The sequence below is a fragment of the Micromonospora sp. NPDC048830 genome (assembly GCF_043198215.1).
In the GTDB taxonomy this organism is placed as follows: domain Bacteria; phylum Actinomycetota; class Actinomycetes; order Mycobacteriales; family Micromonosporaceae; genus Micromonospora.
The window spans coordinates 126,216-144,676 of sequence record NZ_JBICUP010000010.1 but is presented as its reverse complement, the minus strand read 5'-3'; the positions used below and the strand labels follow the sequence as shown (position 1 = coordinate 144,676).

General features: G+C 75.1%; 16 protein-coding genes. 12 read left to right on the top strand and 4 right to left on the bottom strand.

Annotation, left to right across the window (positions count from 1 at the left end):
* Positions 1 to 29: 29 nt before the first annotated feature.
* Both ACGFIZ_RS12170 and ACGFIZ_RS12165 read right to left on the bottom strand, forming a co-directional pair.
* The gene (locus ACGFIZ_RS12170) at positions 30 to 1,292 is read right to left on the bottom strand and encodes a nucleotide sugar dehydrogenase (protein WP_393418472.1); all 1,263 of its coding nucleotides are present in this window, start codon (positions 1,290 to 1,292) and stop codon (positions 30 to 32) included.
* Positions 1,293 to 1,400: 108 nt separating this feature from the next.
* Entirely contained in the window at positions 1,401 to 2,783 is a 1,383-nt protein-coding gene (locus ACGFIZ_RS12165) for a protein kinase (RefSeq protein WP_393418470.1), read from the bottom strand.
* A 536-nt stretch (positions 2,784 to 3,319) separates the two neighbouring features.
* Here ACGFIZ_RS12165 and ACGFIZ_RS12160 point away from each other — a divergent pair.
* The 8 genes from ACGFIZ_RS12160 to ACGFIZ_RS12125 all read left to right on the top strand — a co-directional run bounded on the left by ACGFIZ_RS12160 (position 3,320) and on the right by ACGFIZ_RS12125 (position 10,476).
* Entirely contained in the window at positions 3,320 to 3,955 is a 636-nt protein-coding gene (locus tag ACGFIZ_RS12160) for an RNA polymerase sigma factor (RefSeq protein ID WP_393418468.1), read from the top strand.
* A 15-nt stretch (positions 3,956 to 3,970) separates the two neighbouring features.
* Positions 3,971 to 4,717, top strand: coding sequence for a hypothetical protein (locus tag ACGFIZ_RS12155; protein ID WP_393418466.1), 747 nt, complete (start codon positions 3,971 to 3,973; stop codon positions 4,715 to 4,717).
* A gap of 123 nt (positions 4,718 to 4,840) precedes the next feature.
* Entirely contained in the window at positions 4,841 to 6,079 is a 1,239-nt protein-coding gene (gene egtA, locus ACGFIZ_RS12150) for an ergothioneine biosynthesis glutamate--cysteine ligase EgtA (protein WP_393418464.1), read from the top strand.
* The gene (egtB, locus tag ACGFIZ_RS12145; protein ID WP_393418462.1) at positions 6,076 to 7,407 is read left to right on the top strand and encodes an ergothioneine biosynthesis protein EgtB; all 1,332 of its coding nucleotides are present in this window, start codon (positions 6,076 to 6,078) and stop codon (positions 7,405 to 7,407) included. The genes egtA and egtB overlap by 4 nt, the downstream gene beginning before the upstream one ends.
* A 28-nt stretch (positions 7,408 to 7,435) precedes the next feature.
* Entirely contained in the window at positions 7,436 to 8,185 is a 750-nt protein-coding gene (gene egtC, locus ACGFIZ_RS12140) for an ergothioneine biosynthesis protein EgtC (RefSeq protein ID WP_393418460.1), read from the top strand.
* Positions 8,186 to 8,257: 72 nt separating this feature from the next.
* A complete protein-coding gene (egtD, locus tag ACGFIZ_RS12135; RefSeq protein ID WP_393418458.1) occupies positions 8,258 to 9,250 on the top strand; it encodes an L-histidine N(alpha)-methyltransferase in 993 nt (330 codons plus the stop codon).
* 300 nt (positions 9,251 to 9,550) lie between these two features.
* Complete coding sequence (locus ACGFIZ_RS12130) at positions 9,551 to 10,138, top strand: TMEM165/GDT1 family protein (protein WP_393418456.1); 588 nt, start codon at positions 9,551 to 9,553, stop codon at positions 10,136 to 10,138.
* 122 nt (positions 10,139 to 10,260) lie between these two features.
* Positions 10,261 to 10,476, top strand: coding sequence for a hypothetical protein (locus tag ACGFIZ_RS12125; RefSeq protein WP_393418455.1), 216 nt, complete (start codon positions 10,261 to 10,263; stop codon positions 10,474 to 10,476).
* A 24-nt stretch (positions 10,477 to 10,500) separates the two neighbouring features.
* On the opposite strand, the gene nhaA is transcribed toward ACGFIZ_RS12125, so the two are convergent.
* The gene (nhaA, locus tag ACGFIZ_RS12120; RefSeq protein WP_393418453.1) at positions 10,501 to 11,820 is read right to left on the bottom strand and encodes a Na+/H+ antiporter NhaA; all 1,320 of its coding nucleotides are present in this window, start codon (positions 11,818 to 11,820) and stop codon (positions 10,501 to 10,503) included.
* Between the two features lie 372 nt (positions 11,821 to 12,192).
* Here nhaA and ACGFIZ_RS12115 point away from each other — a divergent pair, with 372 nt between their 5' ends.
* Positions 12,193 to 13,662: a polysaccharide biosynthesis tyrosine autokinase gene (locus tag ACGFIZ_RS12115; protein ID WP_393418451.1), complete on the top strand. Its 1,470-nt coding sequence runs from the start codon at positions 12,193 to 12,195 to the stop codon at positions 13,660 to 13,662.
* Here the strand turns inward: ACGFIZ_RS12115 and ACGFIZ_RS12110 are convergent.
* Positions 13,643 to 14,197 (bottom strand): low molecular weight phosphatase family protein, encoded by a 555-nt coding sequence (locus tag ACGFIZ_RS12110; RefSeq protein ID WP_393418449.1) that lies wholly within the window; start codon positions 14,195 to 14,197, stop codon positions 13,643 to 13,645. The genes ACGFIZ_RS12115 and ACGFIZ_RS12110 overlap by 20 nt on opposite strands.
* Positions 14,198 to 14,380: 183 nt before the next feature.
* Between ACGFIZ_RS12110 and ACGFIZ_RS12105 the strand changes: the two genes are divergently transcribed.
* From ACGFIZ_RS12105 to ACGFIZ_RS12095, 3 genes are all read left to right on the top strand, one after another.
* On the top strand, positions 14,381 to 15,637 hold the full coding sequence (locus ACGFIZ_RS12105; protein WP_393418447.1) for a glycosyltransferase family 4 protein: 1,257 nt from the start codon (positions 14,381 to 14,383) through the stop codon (positions 15,635 to 15,637).
* Positions 15,638 to 15,786: 149 nt separating this feature from the next.
* Positions 15,787 to 17,508, top strand: coding sequence for a DUF4012 domain-containing protein (locus ACGFIZ_RS12100; RefSeq protein WP_393418445.1), 1,722 nt, complete (start codon positions 15,787 to 15,789; stop codon positions 17,506 to 17,508).
* Complete coding sequence (locus ACGFIZ_RS12095; RefSeq protein WP_393418443.1) at positions 17,480 to 18,196, top strand: hypothetical protein; 717 nt, start codon at positions 17,480 to 17,482, stop codon at positions 18,194 to 18,196. Before ACGFIZ_RS12100 ends, ACGFIZ_RS12095 begins: the two co-directional genes overlap by 29 nt.
* Positions 18,197 to 18,461: the final 265 nt, after the last annotated feature.

Here is an 18,461-nt window from a genome sequence, read left to right as displayed (position 1 = left end):
GCCCGCGGTGACAGGGGGCCTCGGGCCTGTCAGAGGCGCTCGACGACCGGGCCCTGGCAGCGGTTGCGGGTGTCGAAGACGTACCGGGCGTGGCGTACGACCAGGTCGTAGTCGAGGCAGTCGTGGTCGGTGACCACCACCACCGCGTCTGCCTCGCGGACCTCCCGCTCGGTCAGCTCGACCACCGTCACGCCGCCGGGGATGTGGTGCGGCTCGGCGTACGGCTCCACCGCCCGTACCTCGGCGCCCAGGGCCCGCAGCCGGCGGGCGACGTCGACGGCGGGGGAGTCGCGCATGTCCCCGGTGTTCTTCTTGTACGCCAGCCCGAGCAGCAGCAGCCGCGCGCCGCTGACCGCCCGACCGGCCCGGTTCAGCCCGCCCATGATCCGCTGGGCGACGTGCTCCGGCATCTCGTGGTTGACGTCGTTGGCCAGCTCGATGAACCGGAACTGCCGGCCCAGCCGCCGCTTCACCTGCCAGGACAGGTAGCACGGGTCGATCGGCAGGCAGTGCCCGCCCACGCCGGGGCCGGGGCGGAACGACATGAACCCGAACGGCTTGGTCTCGGCCGCCTCGATCGCCTGCCAGACGTCGATGTCCAGGTGGTGGCTGAGCACCGTCAGCTCGTTGATCAGCGCGATGTTGACCTGGCGGAACGTGTTCTCGATGAGCTTGGTCAGCTCGGCGACCCGCGTCGAGTCCACCGGCACCGTCCGCTCGACCAGCCGCCGGTAGAACGCGTCGACCCGCTGCCGGGACGCCTCGTCCACCCCGGAGACCACCTTCGGGGTGTTCTCCAGTTTCCAGCTGGGGTTGCCCGGGTCGATCCGCTCGGGACTGTAGCCGAGGTGGAAGTCGCCGGGACTGGTCAGCCCGCTTGCCGACTCCAGCAGCGGCCGCAGCAGCTCCTCGGTGGTGCCCGGGTAGGTGGTGGACTCCAGGACGACCACGCACCCGGGCCGCACGTACAGGCCGATGCCCACCCCGGCCTGCTCCACGAAACTCAGGTCGGGGGTGCCGTCGCGCAGCGGCGTGGGCACGGTGATGACGCAGATGTCGAAACCCTCGGCGTCGGCGTACTCGCTGCTCGGACGGTACCGCCCGCTGCTCAGCGCCCGGCCGAGCCGATCGGTCGGGATGTCCTCGACGAACGACTCGCCGGAGGCGAGCCGCTTGACCCGGTCGGCGTCGACGTCGAGGCCGACCACGTCCATTCCGGCCTCGACGGCCCGTACGGCCAGCGGCAGGCCCACGTACCCCTGGCCGATGACGACCAACTTCTCAGCGCTCACCCGTGCTCCCGCAGCAGACGACGGAACGTTCCGCTCGTCAGCATAGGGTGTCATCTGGGATTTTTATCCGATTTGGTAATCGTGGGGCTGAGGTGACGGCCGCGACGGTCAGGTGTTCCCGGCCGGCGGGTTCGGCGGCGGGCTTCCCCCGGGGTCGGCCGGCGGGCTCGGCTCACCGCTCGACGGCGGCTCGGTCGGCTTGTTCGTGGGGTCCGGCCCCGGCGACTCGGATTTGGTCGGGGAACCGGACGGCTCGGGGTCGGCCGACTCGCTCGGATCGGCGGTCGGCGTGGGGCTGGCCGACCCCGACGGACGGCTGTCACCCGCCGGCCGGAACGTCCGGCCCGTACCGTCGTCGGCCTCCTCCGTGGCCGCCGGGTCGCCGGAGCCCTCGCTCTGGACCGCCGCCGGCGGGGTCGGCTTGAACCTGGTGGCGGGGGAGTCCCCGTTCCTCGCCGCGCCGAGGGCCGCGCCCAGCGCGGCCAGCGCCACCAGCACCGCGGCGAGCGCGCCGACGAGCGGGCCGCGCCGCGCGCCCCGGCGGGGCGGCTCGCCGCCGGGGACGGCCGCCGCGCCCGCGGGCGACAGGTCGTCCCGGGTCGTGCCGCCGGCCCCCGTGGCACCGCGCAGCGTCACCGGAACGGTGGCGGTGGGGGCGGAGCCGTCCGCGATCGTGGCCCGGGCCGCCTCGGCCATCGCCGCGCCGGTGGGGAAGCGGTCCGCCGGGTCCTTCGCCAGGGCCCGGGCCACCAGTCCCCGTACCGCGACCGGGATCTCGCCCGGCAGCTCCGGCGGCTCGTCGTCCAGGTGCCGCACGGCCACCTGCAGCGGGTTGTCGCCGGTGAACGGCGGCTCGCCGATCAGGCAGCAGTACGCCACCGCCCCCAGGGCGTAGATGTCCGTGGCCCCCGAAACGGGCCGCCCGGCGGCCTGCTCCGGCGCCATGTAGAGCGCCGTGCCCGGCACCGCGTTGGTGCTCGTGATGCTGGTGACGTTGGTCGACCGGGCGACGCCGAAGTCGACCAGCACGACACTGCCGTCCTCCTGCACCAGCAGGTTGCTCGGCTTCACGTCGCGGTGCACGATCCCGCCCGCGTGGGCGGTGTGCAGAGCCTGGGCCGCCTGGGCGACGATCGACATCGTCTCGGCCACGTCCAGGTGGCCCGCCGCCTCGATCCGCCGGGACAGCGGCTCGCCCTCGACGAACTCCATCACCAGGTAGTCGGCCCGCCCGCCGTCGGCCAGGTCGTCCTGCCCGACGTCGTAGACCTGGACGATGCCGGGGTGCCGCAGGGCCGCCATGATCCGTGCCTCGGCGCGGAACCGGGCGATGAAGTCGGGGTCGGAGACCAGCGCCGGCAGCAGGACCTTGACCGCGACCTGCCGGCCGAGGATCTGGTCTGTGCCCCGCCAGACGTCGCCCATGCCGCCCGTGGCGACACGGTCGTCCAGGCGGTACCGACCGCTGAGCACGACTCCCGAAGACAGCACGGCACTACCGTACCCAGAGCGGGCGCGGCCCACTCGCCCCGCTCCGCCCGGCCGGGAGGGCGGGCCGCGTAGCCCGCCGCGTCGGGCGTCGGCCGAGTCGCTAGCCTGTGACCGGCAAGTGACGGTCAGTCATGACAAGCGGCGGGGTTGTCACGGTCCGCACCGGGAAGGGCGCGCGCGGCTAGAGTGTCCGATTTCCCGGCGGGGGCGTCCACGGGGCCTTCCGTGTTACATCGACCCGCCCGCTGGTCGGCTTGATTATTGTCACTGTTTTCTCGGCGGGCGCTGGCTTGTCCGCCCGGCCGTCCGCTCCTAGCGTTAGCGCGGCTCGGGCCCGCCCCACGGCGCCACGGCACGTTCCCGGCGGCCGTACCTCGTGGTGAGTCCGACGTGCCGTCCACGGCGTACGGTGTCGGGCGTGATCAGGGCAGCGGGGGACTGATGGTGCGGGAGGGAGCCCGGCCGCCGGGCCGGGTCGGCGTGGCGCCCGCCGTCGGCATGCGCGGCAAGCGCCGGGCGGCGGAAGCGGCGTGCCCATGACCGACGAGTTGGGCGAGGCGATCGTCGCGGCCCAGACCGGGGACGAGGACGCCTTCCGTTTCCTCTACCGACGTCTCCAGCCCGGTCTGCTGCGCTACCTGACCGCGCTGGTCGGCGCCGACGCGGAGGACGTCGCCTCCGAGACCTGGCTGCAGATCTCCCGCGACCTGCCCCGTTTCGCCGGCGGGGAGTTCCGGGCCTGGACCGTCACCATCGCCCGCAACCGAGCGATGGACCACCTGCGCCGACAGCGCCGCCGGCCCTCGTTGCCGGTGCCCGTGCAGGCGCTCGCCGACCTCGCCGGCGATGCCGACACCGCCGAGCGGGCCGGCGAGACCATCGGCACGGAGGCCGCCCTCGCGCTGATCGCCACCCTGCCGCCCCGCGAGGCCGAGGCCGTGCTGCTGCGCGCGGTGATCGGCCTGGACGCCGAGACGGCCGGCCGAGTGCTGGGCCGGCGGGCGGGTGCCGTGCGTACGGCCGCCCACCGGGGGCTGCGCCGGCTCGCCGCACTGATGGAACGCCACGACCCGCCTCCGGCCGCCGCGCCGCGCGTCACGGCGCCCCGACCCCGCCGGGGACAGGGTCGGTCGGCGTCCGGCTCCGCGCACGTCGAGCCGGCGGACGGTTGACGTGAAGGGAATCCGATGAGCCTCCGACGCCCCGACGGGGCGGACCGGCCAGCCGACCGGTCGGAGTCCGACCGACTCCTCGACGCGGCGCGTGCCGGCCGGCCCGCCGACGATCCGCTGGCCCGCCTGCTCGCCGCCGCCGCCGCGCCGGCCCGTCCCGGCGAACTCGCCGGCGAGGAGGCCGCGCTGGCCGCCTTCCGGGCCGCCCCCGGGCCGGCCCCGACCCGGCGACCCGGCCGGCGTCGCCTCACCGTCGGCGCCTTCGCCTGGATCGGCGCGCTGGCCGCCACGGCGACCGCCGGTGTCGCCGTCGCCGCGGTCACCCTGGACCGCGGCGAGGAACCGGTCCCGCCCCCACCGCCGGCCCCGACCGAGGCGCCCTCCCCCTCCCCGGCCGACTCCGCGGTGACCCCGGGCGGCTCCGGCCCGGGTGGCGCCGACCCGAGCGCCCCGGGCCGCCCCGGCACCACGTCCGCCGGCCCGGGAAGGCCCACCGACCCGGGCCGCTCCGCGGCGGCCGAACTGTCCGGCCTGTGCCGTGCCTACCTCGAAGGACCGGCCGGGAAGCGGGAGGACCTGCTCGACACCCCCGGGTACGCGCCGCTGCTCGACGCGGCCGGCGGGGCCGGCAACGTCGAGCCCTTCTGCCACGACCTGGTGCCCGACGTCGGACCGGGTCCGACGCCGGACGCCCACCCCACGCGTACGACCCGGCCCGACGCGGGTACGAAGGACGCCGGCGCCCGGAACACCGACCGCTGAGGCGCAGAACATGTGTTACGGCAAGGTGAGCGGAATTCGTCTGCTAGACAGGACGGTGGGGCGGTGCCCCGCGGCGTCGGGTGGCCCCCCGTCGTCAACCCGGCGAGGGGAGGTGAGCGTCCCGTGGTGACATCGCCCGACCTGGATCGGGGCACCCCGCTGCGTCAGGCGGCCGACGCCGCCCGGCACATCGCCCGGATCTGCTTCAAGACCGGGCCGCCGAGGCGCACCGGCGTCGAACTGGAATGGACCGTGCACGACGCCGCCGACCCCGCCCGCCCGGTGGACCGGGAGCGGCTGCGGGCGGCGCTGGGGCGGCACAGCCCCACCACCATCGACAGCTCCAGCCCGGCCGCCCCCCTGCGGCACGGGGGAGCGGTGACCCTGGAGCCCGGCGGCCAGCTGGAGATCTCCACCGCGCCGCGAGCCTCGCTCGCCGCGCTGATCGAGACCACGGACGCCGACATCGCCCAGCTGAGCGACCTGCTCCGGGCCGCCGGCCTGGTGCTCGGACGCACCGGCATCGACCCGTGGCGCACCCCGCGGCCGGTCGTCGAATCGCCGCGCTACCGCGCGATGCGGTGCGTGTTCGACCGGCAGGGCCGGGCCGGGCGGACCATGATGTACAGCACCGCCGGCCTGCAGGTCTGCCTGGACGCGGGTGAGCCGGACCAGGTGGCGGCCCGCTGGGCGGCGGCGCACGCCGTCGGCCCGCCGCTGCTGGCCGCGTTCGCCACCGCCGGCCGGCACGCCGGGCGGTCCACCGGATGGGCCTCCGCCCGCATGGCCGCCTGGCTGGCCATCGACCCGGCCCGCACGGGGCCGGTCTGGTCGCCGGCCCGCCCGGGCGCCGACCCGGTGGCCGCCTGGACCGCGTACGCCCTGGCCGCGCCGCTGCTCTGCCTGCGCGGGGACGACGACGCGGACTGGACCCCGCCGGCGGGAGTCACCTTCGGCGACTGGATCGCCGGGGCGCTGTCCCGCCCGCCCACCACCGACGACCTGGACTACCACCTGAGCACCCTCTTCCCGGTGGTGCGGCCCCGCGGCTACCTGGAGATCCGCTATCTGGACGCGCAGCCGGGCCGGGACTGGAGACTCCCGCTCGCCGTGCTGGCCGCGCTCCTCGCCGATCCCGACACGGTCGCCCGGGCCACCACGCTCGCCGCCCCGGTGGCCGACCGGTGGCACGCGGCGGCCCGGTACGGACTGGCCGACCCGGCGCTGGCGCGGGCCGCCGCCGACCTGTTGGACCTGGCCCTGACGGCCCTGCCGCGGCTCGACCTGCCCGCGCCGCTGCACGACGAGACGACCCGAGGACTACGGCGGCGGCGGGCCGTCGCGGAGGAGGGACCCCGGTGACCACCACCCACGAGCCCGGCACGGAGCGGCTGCGCGACCGGATCGCCGCCGAGCTGGAGCGGACCCGCACCCGGACCGCCCTGCTGACGGAGGCGGTCGACGACGCCGACCTGATGCGCCAGCACTCGCCGCTGATGTCCCCGCTGGTCTGGGACCTCGCCCACGTCGGCAACCAGGAGGAACTCTGGCTGGTCCGGGACGTGGGCGGGCGCGAGCCGGTGCGCCGCGACATCGACGACCTGTACGACGCGTTCAAGCAGCCGCGCAGGGACCGTCCGTCGCTGCCCCTGCTGCCGCCCGCCGAGGCCCGCGCGTACGTCGCCACCGTCCGGGAGAAGGTGTACGACCTGCTCGACCGGGTCGCGTTCACCGACCGCCCGCTGCTCGCCGACGGGTTCGCCTTCGGCATGATCGTGCAGCACGAGCAGCAGCACGACGAGACGATGCTCGCCACCCACCAGCTGCGCTCGGGGCCGCCGGTGCTGCACGCCCCCGCCCCGCCGGAGCCGCGCGTCCGGGTCGCCGACGAGGTGCTGGTCCCGGCCGGCCCGTTCACCATGGGCACCTCCACCGACCCGTGGGCGCTGGACAACGAGCGCCCGGCGCACACCGTCCACCTGCCCGCGTACGTCATCGACGCCGCCCCGGTCACCAACGGCCGGTACGCCGAGTTCATCGCCGACGGCGGGTACGACGACCCACGCTGGTGGAGCGAGGCGGGCTGGCGGCACCGCACCGAGGCCGGGCTGACCGCCCCGATGCACTGGCGACGCGACGGCGGCGGGTGGGCGTACCGGCGGTTCGGCCGCTGGTCGGCGGTCCGCCCCGACGAGCCGGTGGTGCACGTCTGCTACTTCGAGGCGCAGGCGTACGCCGCCTGGGCGGGCCGGCGGCTGCCCACCGAGGCCGAGTGGGAGAAGGCCGCCCGCTGGGACCCGGCGACCGGCCGGTCCCGCCGCTACCCGTGGGGCGACGAGGACCCGACCGCCGAGCACGCCAACCTGGGGCAGCGGCACCTGTGGCCGGCGCCGGTGGGCGCGTTCCCGGCGGGCGCGTCGCCGCTCGGGGTGCACCAGCTCGTCGGCGACGTCTGGGAGTGGACCGCCACCGCCTTCCGCGGCCACCCCGGCTTCGCCGCCTTCCCGTACCGGGAGTACTCGGAGGTGTTCTTCGGCGACGACTACCAGGTGCTGCGGGGCGGCTCGTTCGGCACCGACCGGTCCGCCTGCCGGGGCACGTTCCGCAACTGGGACTACCCGATCCGGCGGCAGATCTTCAGCGGCTTCCGCTGCGCCCGCGACGCCCGCCCCGACGAGGCGCGCCCGTGAGGCCGTACCCGACTCCCGGGGCCGCCTGATGTGCCGCCACCTGGCGTACGTCGGGCCGTTGGTGACGCTGGGCGCCGTGCTGCTCGACCCGCCGCACTCGCTGTTGCGCCAGTCCTGGGCGCCGCGGGACATGCGCGGCGGCGGGACGGTCAACGCCGACGGCTTCGGCGTCGGCTGGTACCCGCCCGACGGCGGCCCGCCGATCCGGTACCGGCGGGGCACGCCGATCTGGAGCGACGCGACCCTGCCGGAGCTGGCCGCGGTGACCACCAGCGGCGCCGTGCTGGCCGCCGTCCGGTCGGCCACGGTGGGCATGCCGGTGCTCGACACGGCCGCCGCCCCGTTCGCCGAGGGGCGGTGGCTGTTCAGCCACAACGGGGTGGTCCGCGGCTGGCCCGACTCGGTGGCCGGGCTGGCCGGGGGGCTGCCGGTGCGGGACCTGCTCACCCTCGACGCGCCGACCGACTCCGCGCTGCTCTGGGCGCTCGTCCGGCACCGGCTGCGCGCCGGGGTCGAGCCGGCCCGGGCGGTCGCCGAGACGGTGGCGGCGGTCGCGGCGGCGGCCCCGGGGTCCTGGCTGAACCTGCTGCTCACCGACGGGCACACGGTCGTGGCCAGCGTCGCCGGGCACGCGCTGTCGGTCCGGCAGCGCCCGGGCGAGGTGCTGCTGGCCTCCGAACCGTACGACGACGACCCCGGCTGGCAGGCGGTGCCGGACGGGCGGCTGGTGGTGGCCACGGCGGCCGGCGCGCGCACCGACGCCCTGGCCACCGGGTGAGCGGGGACCGGCCGGCAGGGGTGGGCCGGGACCGGCCGACAGGGAAACACATTCACGAACGAGGGGAAGGGCATGAGTGCCGAACCGCTGGAGATCCAGCTGGAGGAGTGGGACCTGGACCGCAGGCTGCGGGAGGACGTACGGGCGGGGCTGACGGCGTGGCCGAAGTGGCTGCCGCCCAGGTGGTTCTACGACGCCCGGGGCAGCGAGCTGTTCGAGGAGATCACCCGGCTGCCCGAGTACTACCCGACCCGGGCCGAACGGTCGATCCTGGCCGAGCGGGCCGGCGAGATCGCCGAGCTGACCGGCGCGAAGACCCTGATCGAACTGGGTTCCGGCTCGTCGGAGAAGACGCGGCTGCTGCTGGACGCCTTCACCCGTCGGGGCGGGTTGGGCACCTTCGTGCCGCTGGACGTCTCGGTCAGCGCCCTGCGGCAGTCCACCGAGCGGATCGCCGCGGACTATTCCGGGCTGCGGGTACGCGGAATCGTCGGCGACTTCACCCACCACCTGGACCGGCTGCCCGCCGGCGGGCGCCGGCTGGTGGTCTTCCTCGGCGGGACGATCGGCAACCTGCTGCCCACCGAGCGGGTCCGGTTCCTCGCCGCCACGCGCGCGGCCCTGGAGCCCGGCGACTGGCTGCTCGTCGGCACCGACCTGGTGAAGGACCCGGCGGTGATCGTTCCCGCCTACGACGACGCGGCCGGGGTGACCGCCGAGTTCAACCGCAACGTGCTGCGGATGATCAACCGCGAGCTGGGCGCCGACTTCGACCCGGAGGCGTTCGCCCACGTCGCCCTCTGGGACCCGGAGCGGGAGTGGATCGAGATGCGGCTGCGGGCCGAGCGCCCCATGCGGGTGCGGGTGCTCGACATCGATGTCGAGTTCGCCGCGGGGGAGGACCTGCGCACCGAGGTGTCGGCGAAGTTCCACCCGGAGGGGATCGCCGAGGAGTTGGCGTCGGCCGGTTTCGCCGGCCACGCGTTCTGGGCGGACGCCGACGGCCTGTTCGGCGTCACGCTGGCCCGCGCCGACGAGCGGCTGCGGCCCCCGACCGTCGACTGAGCGGGGCTTTCGACCGTCGACTGAGTGGGAGCCCCGATCGCCGACTGAGCCCGGCCACCGATCGCCGACTGAGCCCGACCCCGACCCGGCCCGCCCGGCCCGGATCGGGGTCGGCTATGGTTGGCGCCGCGAAGGGGAGTAGCCCCCAATGTCGTGGTCGACACACTGGCGCGTTCCGCGCCCGGCCACGCGGCCCCGCCGTCCGGCGGGGCGGGCGAGACCTTCGACCCAGGCTGTGCGCAACAGCCGGGTCGAGGGCGCCCCAGACACCCCCGGCCCGGCATGATCGGGAAGGGTGTCATGGAGGGTTTTCTCGTCGCGCTGGCGGTCAGCTTCGGCGTGATCTTCGTCGCGGAGCTCGGCGACAAGTCGCAGCTGATGGCGCTGACGTTCGCCACACGGTTCAAGCCGATCCCGGTGCTGATCGGCATCACGGTCGCCACCGCGATCGTCCACCTGGCCTCGGTGGCCATCGGCTACGGCCTGGGCGCGGCCCTGCCCACCGCCTGGATCTCGGTGATCGCCGGCCTGGCGTTCCTGGGCTTCGGCGCCTGGACGCTGGGCGGGGACAAGCTCACCGAGGAGGAGAAGCGCAAGGCCGAGAAGAGCAGCCGGTCGGCCGTCATCGCGGTCGGCGTCGCGTTCTTCCTCGCCGAGCTGGGCGACAAGACGATGCTCGCCACGATCACCCTGGCCACCAAGTACGGCTGGTTCGGCACCTGGCTCGGCTCGACCCTCGGCATGGTCGCCGCGGACGCGCTGGCGATCGTCGTCGGCCGGCTGCTCGGCCGGCACCTGCCCGAGCGGGCCATCCGCTACGGCGCCGCGGTGCTGTTCGCCATCTGTGCCCTGTGGCTGATCTTCGAGGGGGTCGCCGAGCTCACCTGAGCCGGTGCCCGGGCGGGCACCGGCCCCGCCCGGGCCCGGACCGCCCGTACGCCCTGCGGCGGAGACGATCACGGCTTACGGTGGGCGACGAGAGGCACTGCGAACAGCGGGAGGACAACGGCATGAGCCGGCACGACGAGCCCAACGAGTTCGGCTACTCCGGCGGCGCCACCGCGCCCGAGCCCCCGCCCGGCGGCCGTCCCGACGAGCAGGACCTGGCCGAGGAGGTGGCGGTGCCGGCCGACGACCTCACCCATCCGTACAGCGACGCGCTGGCGGAGGAGACCGAGCAGGCCGAGGAGGAGGAGGGGGAGCACCCGCCCGGCCGCGACCGCTGACCGCCGCCGGCGGGGGCGGGCCCGTCAGCCGCGGTCCGGCCGCCGCTGGTACACGTCCGGTACGCCGTCGCCGTCGGCGTCCACCGCGTCCCGCTCGGCGATCCGCCGGTACGCCGCGTTGCGCCGCCGTAGCACCGCCGTCGCCAGGGCCGCGGCGACCAGGGACGCGGTCAGCACGGCGACCTTCACCCGGTCGTCGACCGCGCTCCCCGCGCCGAACGCGAGTTCGCCGATCAGCAGCGAGACGGTGAAGCCGATCCCGGCCAGCAGCGACACCCCGAGCAGGTCCGGCCACCTGATGTCCTCGTCCAGCTCGGCGCGGGTGAACCGGGCCAGCAGGTACGTCGAGCCGAAGATCCCGACCGCCTTGCCGAGCACCAGGCCGGCGACGACCCCGACCACGATCGGGTCGGTGAGGACCGCGCCCAGGTCGGTGTCCCGCAGCGACACCCCGGCGGCGAAGAACGCGAACACCGGCACCGCGAAGCCGGCCGACAGCGGCCGCCAGCGGTGTTCCAGCCGCTCGGCCAGGCCCGGGGCGCCGTCGCGGCCCGTCCGTACGGGCACGGTGAAGCCGAGCAGCACCCCGGCGACCGTGGCGTGCACGCCGGAGGCGTGCACCAGCGCCCACGCCGTCGCGGCCAGTGGCAGCAGCGCCCACCACCAGGTGCGGCGGCGCTGCACCAGCGCGGCGAACGCGGCGATCGGCAGCAGCGCCGCGAGCAGCGGCACGGGGTGGAACTCCGCGGTGTAGAAGACCGCGATGACGATGATCGCGAACAGGTCGTCCACGACGGCGAGGGTCAGCAGGAACGCCCGCAGGCCCTGCGGCAGGTGCGAACCGACCAGGGCCAGCACGGCCAGTGCGAACGCGATGTCGGTGGCGGTCGGGATGGCCCAGCCGCGCAGGCCCGCGCCACCGCCAGCGAGCACCACGGTCGTGAAGACGAGCGCGGGCAGCAGCATGCCGCCCAGGGCGGCCACCACGGGCAGCGCGGCCCGGCGCGGGTCGCGCAGCTCCCCGGCGATGAACTCGCGCTTGAGTTCCAGTCCGACCACGAAGAAGAAGATCGCGAGCAGCCCGTCGGCGGCCCAGGTCGCCAGGTCCAGGTCGAGATGCAGCGACGCGCCGCCGGGCCAGGGCACCCAGTCGCCGAGGGCCGTGTAGGACCGCCGCCAGGGCGAGTTGGCGAAGAGCAGGGCCGCCACCGCGCCGAGCAGCAGGAGCATCCCGCCGACCGACTCGGTGCGCAGCACGGCGGCGAGGAACCGGGCCTCCGGCGACAAGGTGCGGGAGAAGAGCCGCCGTACGGGGCGGTCGGTGGGCGGGGTGCGGTCGGTCATGGGCGTGATCCACCTCGGCGGCTCGCGGGGACGGCAGGACTCCACGCCGACCAGGCTTCCCGGCACACCGGGTCCGACCCTATCCCGCGCCGACGGCGACGGCGACCGGTGACCGGGCGACCGGGGTGCACGTCACCTCACCGGCCCTGGCGGAGTTGTTCCGGACGCATCCGGTGAAACATTGCCGCATTCACGGCGATGTTTCACCGCGTGTGCCGGTTGCCACTTTCCATCCGCTTTAATCCTCTACAGTCGGTGGCACGGCGTATGCGCCGGGTGGGGCTGTCGGAGCTGACATCGCCCCTTGATCGCTGAGGGAGCTTTCGTGGTTTACATGTCGACCGAACGGACCGGACGGGGGCTGCCCGGCTGATGGACGTTAGCGATTACCTCCGGGCCGTCCGCCGCGGCTGGTGGCTGGTCCTGCTGGCCGTGCTGGTGAGCCTCGGCGTGGCCGCGCTGGTCACGGTCCGCGCGCAGCCCAAGTACGTCGCCTCGGTGACGTTCTTCGTCACCACCCCCAACCAGGGGGTCACCGAGGCGTACCAGGGCAGCATCTTCATGCAGCAGCGCGTCAAGTCGTACGCCGACCTGTTGCGCAGCGACCGGCTCGCCCAGAGCGTGGTGGCGAAGACGCCGCTCGGGCTCACCGCCGAGGAGGTGCAGTCCCGGATCACCGCCGCCACCATCCCCGACACCGTCATGCTGCGCGGCACCGTCACCGACACCGACGCCACCCGGGCGCTGCGGCTGACCGAGGCGATCGCCGCCCGCTTCGTCGAACTGGTCCGGGCGGTGGAGACCCCGCCCGAGGGGCGGGCCGCCGCGATCAAGGTGGAGGTCGTCAGCGGGCCACGCGTCTCGTCCAGCCCGGTCTCGCCCCAGCCGGTCCGCAACCTGGCCCTCGGCGCGCTCGCCGGCCTGCTCGCCGGCGTCGGCATCGCCGTGCTCCGGGCGCGCCTGGACACCCGGCTGCGGGACGCCGTCGCGCTGCAGCGCGTCACCGGCAGTCCGCTGCTCGGCGAGATCCCGTTCGACCCGGCCGCCCGCACCGCCCCGCTGATCGTCGGGGAGGCGGCCACCTCGCCGCGCGCCGAGGCGATCCGCAAGCTGCGTACGAACCTGCGCTTCGTCGACGTGAACGAGCCGGCCCGGGTGATCGCGGTGACCAGCGCGTTGCAGGGGGAGGGGAAGACCACCCTCTCCTGCAATCTGGCCATCGCGCTGGCCGAGGCCGGCTGGCGGGTCGCGCTGGTCGACGCCGACCTGCGCCGGCCGAAGGTCGCCGAGTACCTGGGCCTGGAGGCCGGCGTCGGGCTGACCGACGTGCTGCTCGGCGACGTCAACGTCGCAGACGTCGTGCAGCGGTGGGGCGACAAGTCGCTGCTGGTGCTGCCCAGCGGCTCGGCCCCGCCCAACCCCAGCGAACTGCTCGGGTCCAAGGCCATGGCGGACCTGCTACTGGTGCTGCGGGAGTCGGCCGACATCGTGGTCATCGACACGGCCCCGCTGCGCAACGTCACCGACGGGGTGGTCGTCGCCGTCCAGGCCGACGGCGCGCTGCTGGTGAGCGCGCACGGCCGGACCGACCGGGGGCAGATCACCGCCGCGGCCCAGGCACTCCAGTCGGTCTCCGTCCGGCTGCTCGGGTGCGTGCTGAACATGGCCAAGCTCGGCCGCGCCGAGACCTACCAGTACGAGAGCTACCGCGTCGTCGTACCACAGGGACCGCCCGCCGTGCCGATGGACCGGGCGAGCGCCGTGGCCGCCCGGGCCGCCGGGCACCGCGGCCGGGAGCAGTCCGGCGCCCCGACGCAGGAACTCACCCGGCTGCCTCGATGAGCGCGGCGACCGGGGTCAGCGACCGCTCGATCTCCGACGCGCAGCGCCGGAAGTCCGCCGGCGTGCCGCCGATCGGATCGTCCAGGTCGTCGTCGGCGGGGGCGGCTGGCTGCAGCCGCCCCCGGGCCACGGCCGCGGCCCGCACCGCCGCCGCCAGGACCCCGGCGTCCGTCGTGTCCGGCGCGTCGGCCAGCGCGGCGAGCCGCGCGAACTGGCGCAGCGTGAAGGTGCGGTGCAGGGCGGCCGGGACGAGCGACACGCAGGCCGCCCGCTGGCGCCGGGTCGCGGTCAGCACCAGGGCCGCGTCGGCGAGGTGGGCGGGGGCCAGCAGGCGGCTGCGGAACTCCGCCGGGTCCCGCCCGGTGCCGGCGGCGATCTGCGCCGCGAACGGATGCATGCGCCGGCCGTCCAGCGCGGCGACTCCGGCGCTGGCCACCTCGACGGGCAGCTTCCTCATGAGCACGCCGGCCAGGTACTCGGCCATCGGCGAGCGGCACATGTTGGCGTGGCAGACGAACAGGATCCGGTCGGCCATCGGAAACTCCCCCAGCATTCTGGTCGTACCTCGACCCGGCGGGCGGGCGCCGGGCCGGCCCGGCGGTGCGCCGGTCGACGGCGGGCTGCGGGCATCCTATGCGGCGCCGGCAACGGTCGGTGGCGACGCCGCGCCGAAGGGTGATGGGGTTGGGCGGTCGACGCCCCGGGGCGGGGGACGGCGATGAAGGTCGGCATCCTGTCGTACCACTTTCCTCCGGAGCCGGCGTTCATCCCCGGCAGCCTCGCCGAGGAGTTGGCCGCCCGCGGGCACGAGGTGCGGGTCCTGACCGGCTTCCCCGACTATCCCGGGGGACATGTCTACCCGGGCTGGCGGCAGCGGTGGCGGCACGAGACGCGCAGCGATCGGCTCACCGTGCGACGGGTGCCGCGCTGGACCGGAGGGGACGCCTCCGTGCGCGCCCGGATGGCGACCTGGCTCTCCTTCGCCGGCAGCGCGGGACTGATCGGCCGCGGTCACCTGGCCGGCGTCGACGCGCTCTACGTCCACCAACTGCCCCCGACGACCTTCGCCGCGCTCGGGCTGCTGCGCCTGCTGGGCCGGGTGCCGACGCTGCTGCACGTGCAGGACGTCCGCCCGGAGCTGGTCGGCCCGACCGCGATGACGGGCCCGTGGGCGGCACGGGTCGCCGCCGCCACCCGCCGGCTCTACCGCTCCGCCGACCTGGTGGCGGTCACCGCGCCCGGGATGCGCGACCTGGTGGTGGCCGACGGTGCCGACCCGGCCCGCGTGCGACTGGTGCTCAACTGGACCGACGAGCGGATCTTCCACCCTGCCGAGCCGACCCGCGAGGCCCGCCGGCTGGTCCGCGGCGACGGCGACGGTCGCTGTGTGGTGATGCACGCCGGCACCATCGGCGCGCGGCAGGGCCTGGAGACCGCCGTCCGCGCCGCCGCGCCGCTGCGGGGCACGATCGACCTGGTCCTGGTCGGATCGGGCGGCGACGAGCCGGCGGTCCGCGGGCTGGCCACCGAGCTGGGCGCGGGCAACGTCCGCTTCGTTGCGCGCCGGTCCGCGCTGGAGATGGCCGACCTGTACGCCGCCGCCGACTATCAGCTCGTGATGCTGCGCGACCTGCCGGAGCTGCGGGGGACGGTCCCCGGCAAGTTGCAGGCCGCGTTGAGCTGCGCCTCGCCGGTGGTCGCCTCCGCGGGCGGCGACACGGTCGAGCTGGTCGAGCGGTTCCGGGCCGGCCTGTCCTGCCCGCCCGAGGACTGGGCCATCCTGGCCGACCGGTTCTGGCTGGCCGCCACCATCCCGCCCCCGGCCCGACTGGAGATGGGCCGGCGTGGCCGGGAGGCGTACCTGCGGGACATGTCGCTGCGCGGCGGGGTGGACCGGGTGGAGCGCCTGCTCCACGAGATCGCCGCCCCTCGGCGGGGAACCGAGCGGAACTCTCGTCTGGGCGCGGAGCTCTGAAACGCCTGATATTGCCGCTCGTCTCGGGACTTTCATGCTAAGAATTGACACATCATCCTGTTTGTCCATTTCCGAGCGGAGCAGGTGTGAGTGAAAGTGAGCGGCACGGACGCGCCGGGCGCGCGTCCCGGCGGCGTACCCGGGCCCGCGTGCGCAGGGCCCTGACCGCCGGCCTCCTCGTCGGCTCGCTGGTCCTGCTGACCGGCGGCTGGGTGGGCTTCCGCAGCTGGCAGGCCCGCGCCCACCTGCTGAACGCGGCCGGGCTGGCGCGGGACCTCAGCGCGGACGTGGTGGGCGCCGACGTCGAGCGGGCGCAACGGACGCTCTCGGCGCTGCAGGAGCAGGCCGGCGCCGCCCGGGAGGCGACCGGCGACCCGGGCTGGTGGCTCGGCCGGCGTGTCCCGTACGCCGGGGACGACCTGGCGGCCGTACGCCAGATCGCGGTGGCGATCGACGACCTCGCGCGCGGGGCGTTTCCCACCCTGCTGCGCACCGACCTGTCGACCCTGCTGCCCGGCAAGGGACAACTCGACGTGAGCCGGCTGCGCGCCGTCTCCTCGGAGCTCGCCGACACGGACGCGGTCGTGCAGCGCATCCGCACCCGCCTCGCCGCCGTGCCCACCGAGGGCCTGGTCGCCCAGGTCCGCCGGGCCGTCGCCGACCTGCGCGCCGAGATCGACCGGCTGGCCGGGCTCACCCGCGCCGCCGACCAGGCCGCCCGACTGCTGCCCACCCTGCTCGGCGCGGACGGCCCGCGCACGTACCTCCTGGTCTCGCAGAACCCGGCGGAGCTGCGCGCCACCGGCGGCATGTTCGGCGCGTACGCCCTGATCAAAGCCGCGAACGGTCGGCTGCGGATGGCCGGGCAGGGCACCAGCGCCAGCCTGGGGCGGTTCACCCCGCCGCTGAATCTGAGCCGGGACGTCCGGGCGCTCCACGCCGACCTGCCCGGGACGTACCCGGCGGACGTCAACCTGACGCCGCACTTCCCGACGGCAGCCGCCCTCTACCGGGAGATGTACCGGCGTCGCAGCGGCACGACCGTGGACGGCGTGCTCGCCGTCGATCCGGTGGTCCTGTCCTACCTGCTCCAGGCCACCGGACCGGTGTCCGTGCCGGGCCAGCCCGCGCTCGTCGGCGAGAAGGTGGTGCAGACCCTGCTGTCGGACGCGTACCAGCGGCTCAAGCCGGCCGAGCAGGACGAGTACTTCGCGGCCTCCTCGGCGGCCGTCTTCACCGCGTTCTTCTCGCGGGACGTCAATCCCCGGGCGTTTTTGTCCGGTATCGGGCGTTCTATCACTGAACGTCGCGTATTGTTCTGGAGTGCCCGGCCGGACGAACAGCGGATCATCGGCGACAACCGGCTGGCCGGATCGCTGCCGGAGCAGGAGACCGTGCCGACGGTCGGCGTGTTCCTGAACGACGGCAGCGGCGCGAAGCTCGGCTACTACCTGCGCCCGGCGGCCACCCTGACCGTCGGGGAGTGCCGGCCGGACGGTCGCCGGCAACTCCGGTTGCGGTTCACGCTCCACTCGACCGCTCCGGCGCGCGGGCTGAGCGCCTCCGTGCTCGGCCTCGGCCTGGCCGGCGACCCGTACACCGCCCGCACGTTCGTCTCCGTTTACAGCCCCGCCGGCGGCGCGGTGCTCGGCAGCCGGCTCGACGGCCGCGACGCCGGCGCCGGCAGCGGCTACGAGCGGCGCCGGCAGGTAGCGGTCGCCAACGTCGAGGTCCGCCCCGGCGCCACCCGGACGCTCGAGGTCGACCTGCTGACCGGCGCGACCGGCAGCGGCGACGGCGAGCTGTGGCTCACCCCCACCGTCACCCCATGGACCACCCAAGTTGTTTCCGCACCGCACTGTGCTCAGTAGAAGGGAACCAACCATGCGGCTATCCCGCATCATCATGGCGCTCACGGTCGGCTTGGCCGTCGTGGCCGCGCCGACCGCGGCGGGGGCGGCGCAGCCGCAGCCGACACCGTCGCAGACCGAAACCGACCCGCCGCAGCCACCGCCGTACCCGCCCCAGCCGCCGGTGATCACCGTAAGCCCGAGCGCCATCACCCTCGGCGAGACGGTCACCCTGCGGGGTGCCGGGTTCGGGCGGCGCGAGATCGTCGAGGTGAACGTCGCGGTGTCGCCGCTCGCGGCAGGCGTTCCCGGCGAGGGGCGCCGTGCTCCGGGCGAGGGGCGCGGCAGTGACGGCAGCACAGTGGCGATGGCGCCGGTGGCATACCAGGCCGCGGCACCACTGCACTTCACCGTGCGGACCGACGCGAACGGCCGCTTCTCCCGCGTGTACAAGCCGAGCGTGACCGGCCGGCTGACGTTCACCGCCACCGGTCGCACCACGGACAGGACGGCCAGCGCGACGCTCACCGTGCTGCCCGTCACCCAGCCGTCGCCATCCCGTCCGGGCGGGCTGCCCGTGACCGGTGACAGCCTGGGCACACCACTCGCGATCGGCGGTGGGCTGGTGGCCGCCGGCGTGGTGCTGACGCTCGTCGGGATGGCCTGGCGTCGTCGCGGACGGTTCGGAATCGGCTCGACGCGTTCCTGAGTGTGCCCGCATGTAATGGGCGAGGGCGCCCGCCGGCGTGGTCCGGCGGGCGCCCTCGCCTGCTGGGGTTTCCGGTGGGGTGGGTTGCTGTAGGGGTGGGTTGCGGTGGGGGTGGGTTGCGGTGGGGGTGGGTTGCGGTGGGGGTGGGGGGCCGGGGGGGGCGGGGGGGGGGGGGGGGGGCGGGGGGGGCCCCCCCCCCCCCCGGGGGCCCCCCCCCCCCCCGGGGCGCGGGGGGGCCCCCGGCGCGGGGGGGGGCCGGCCCCCC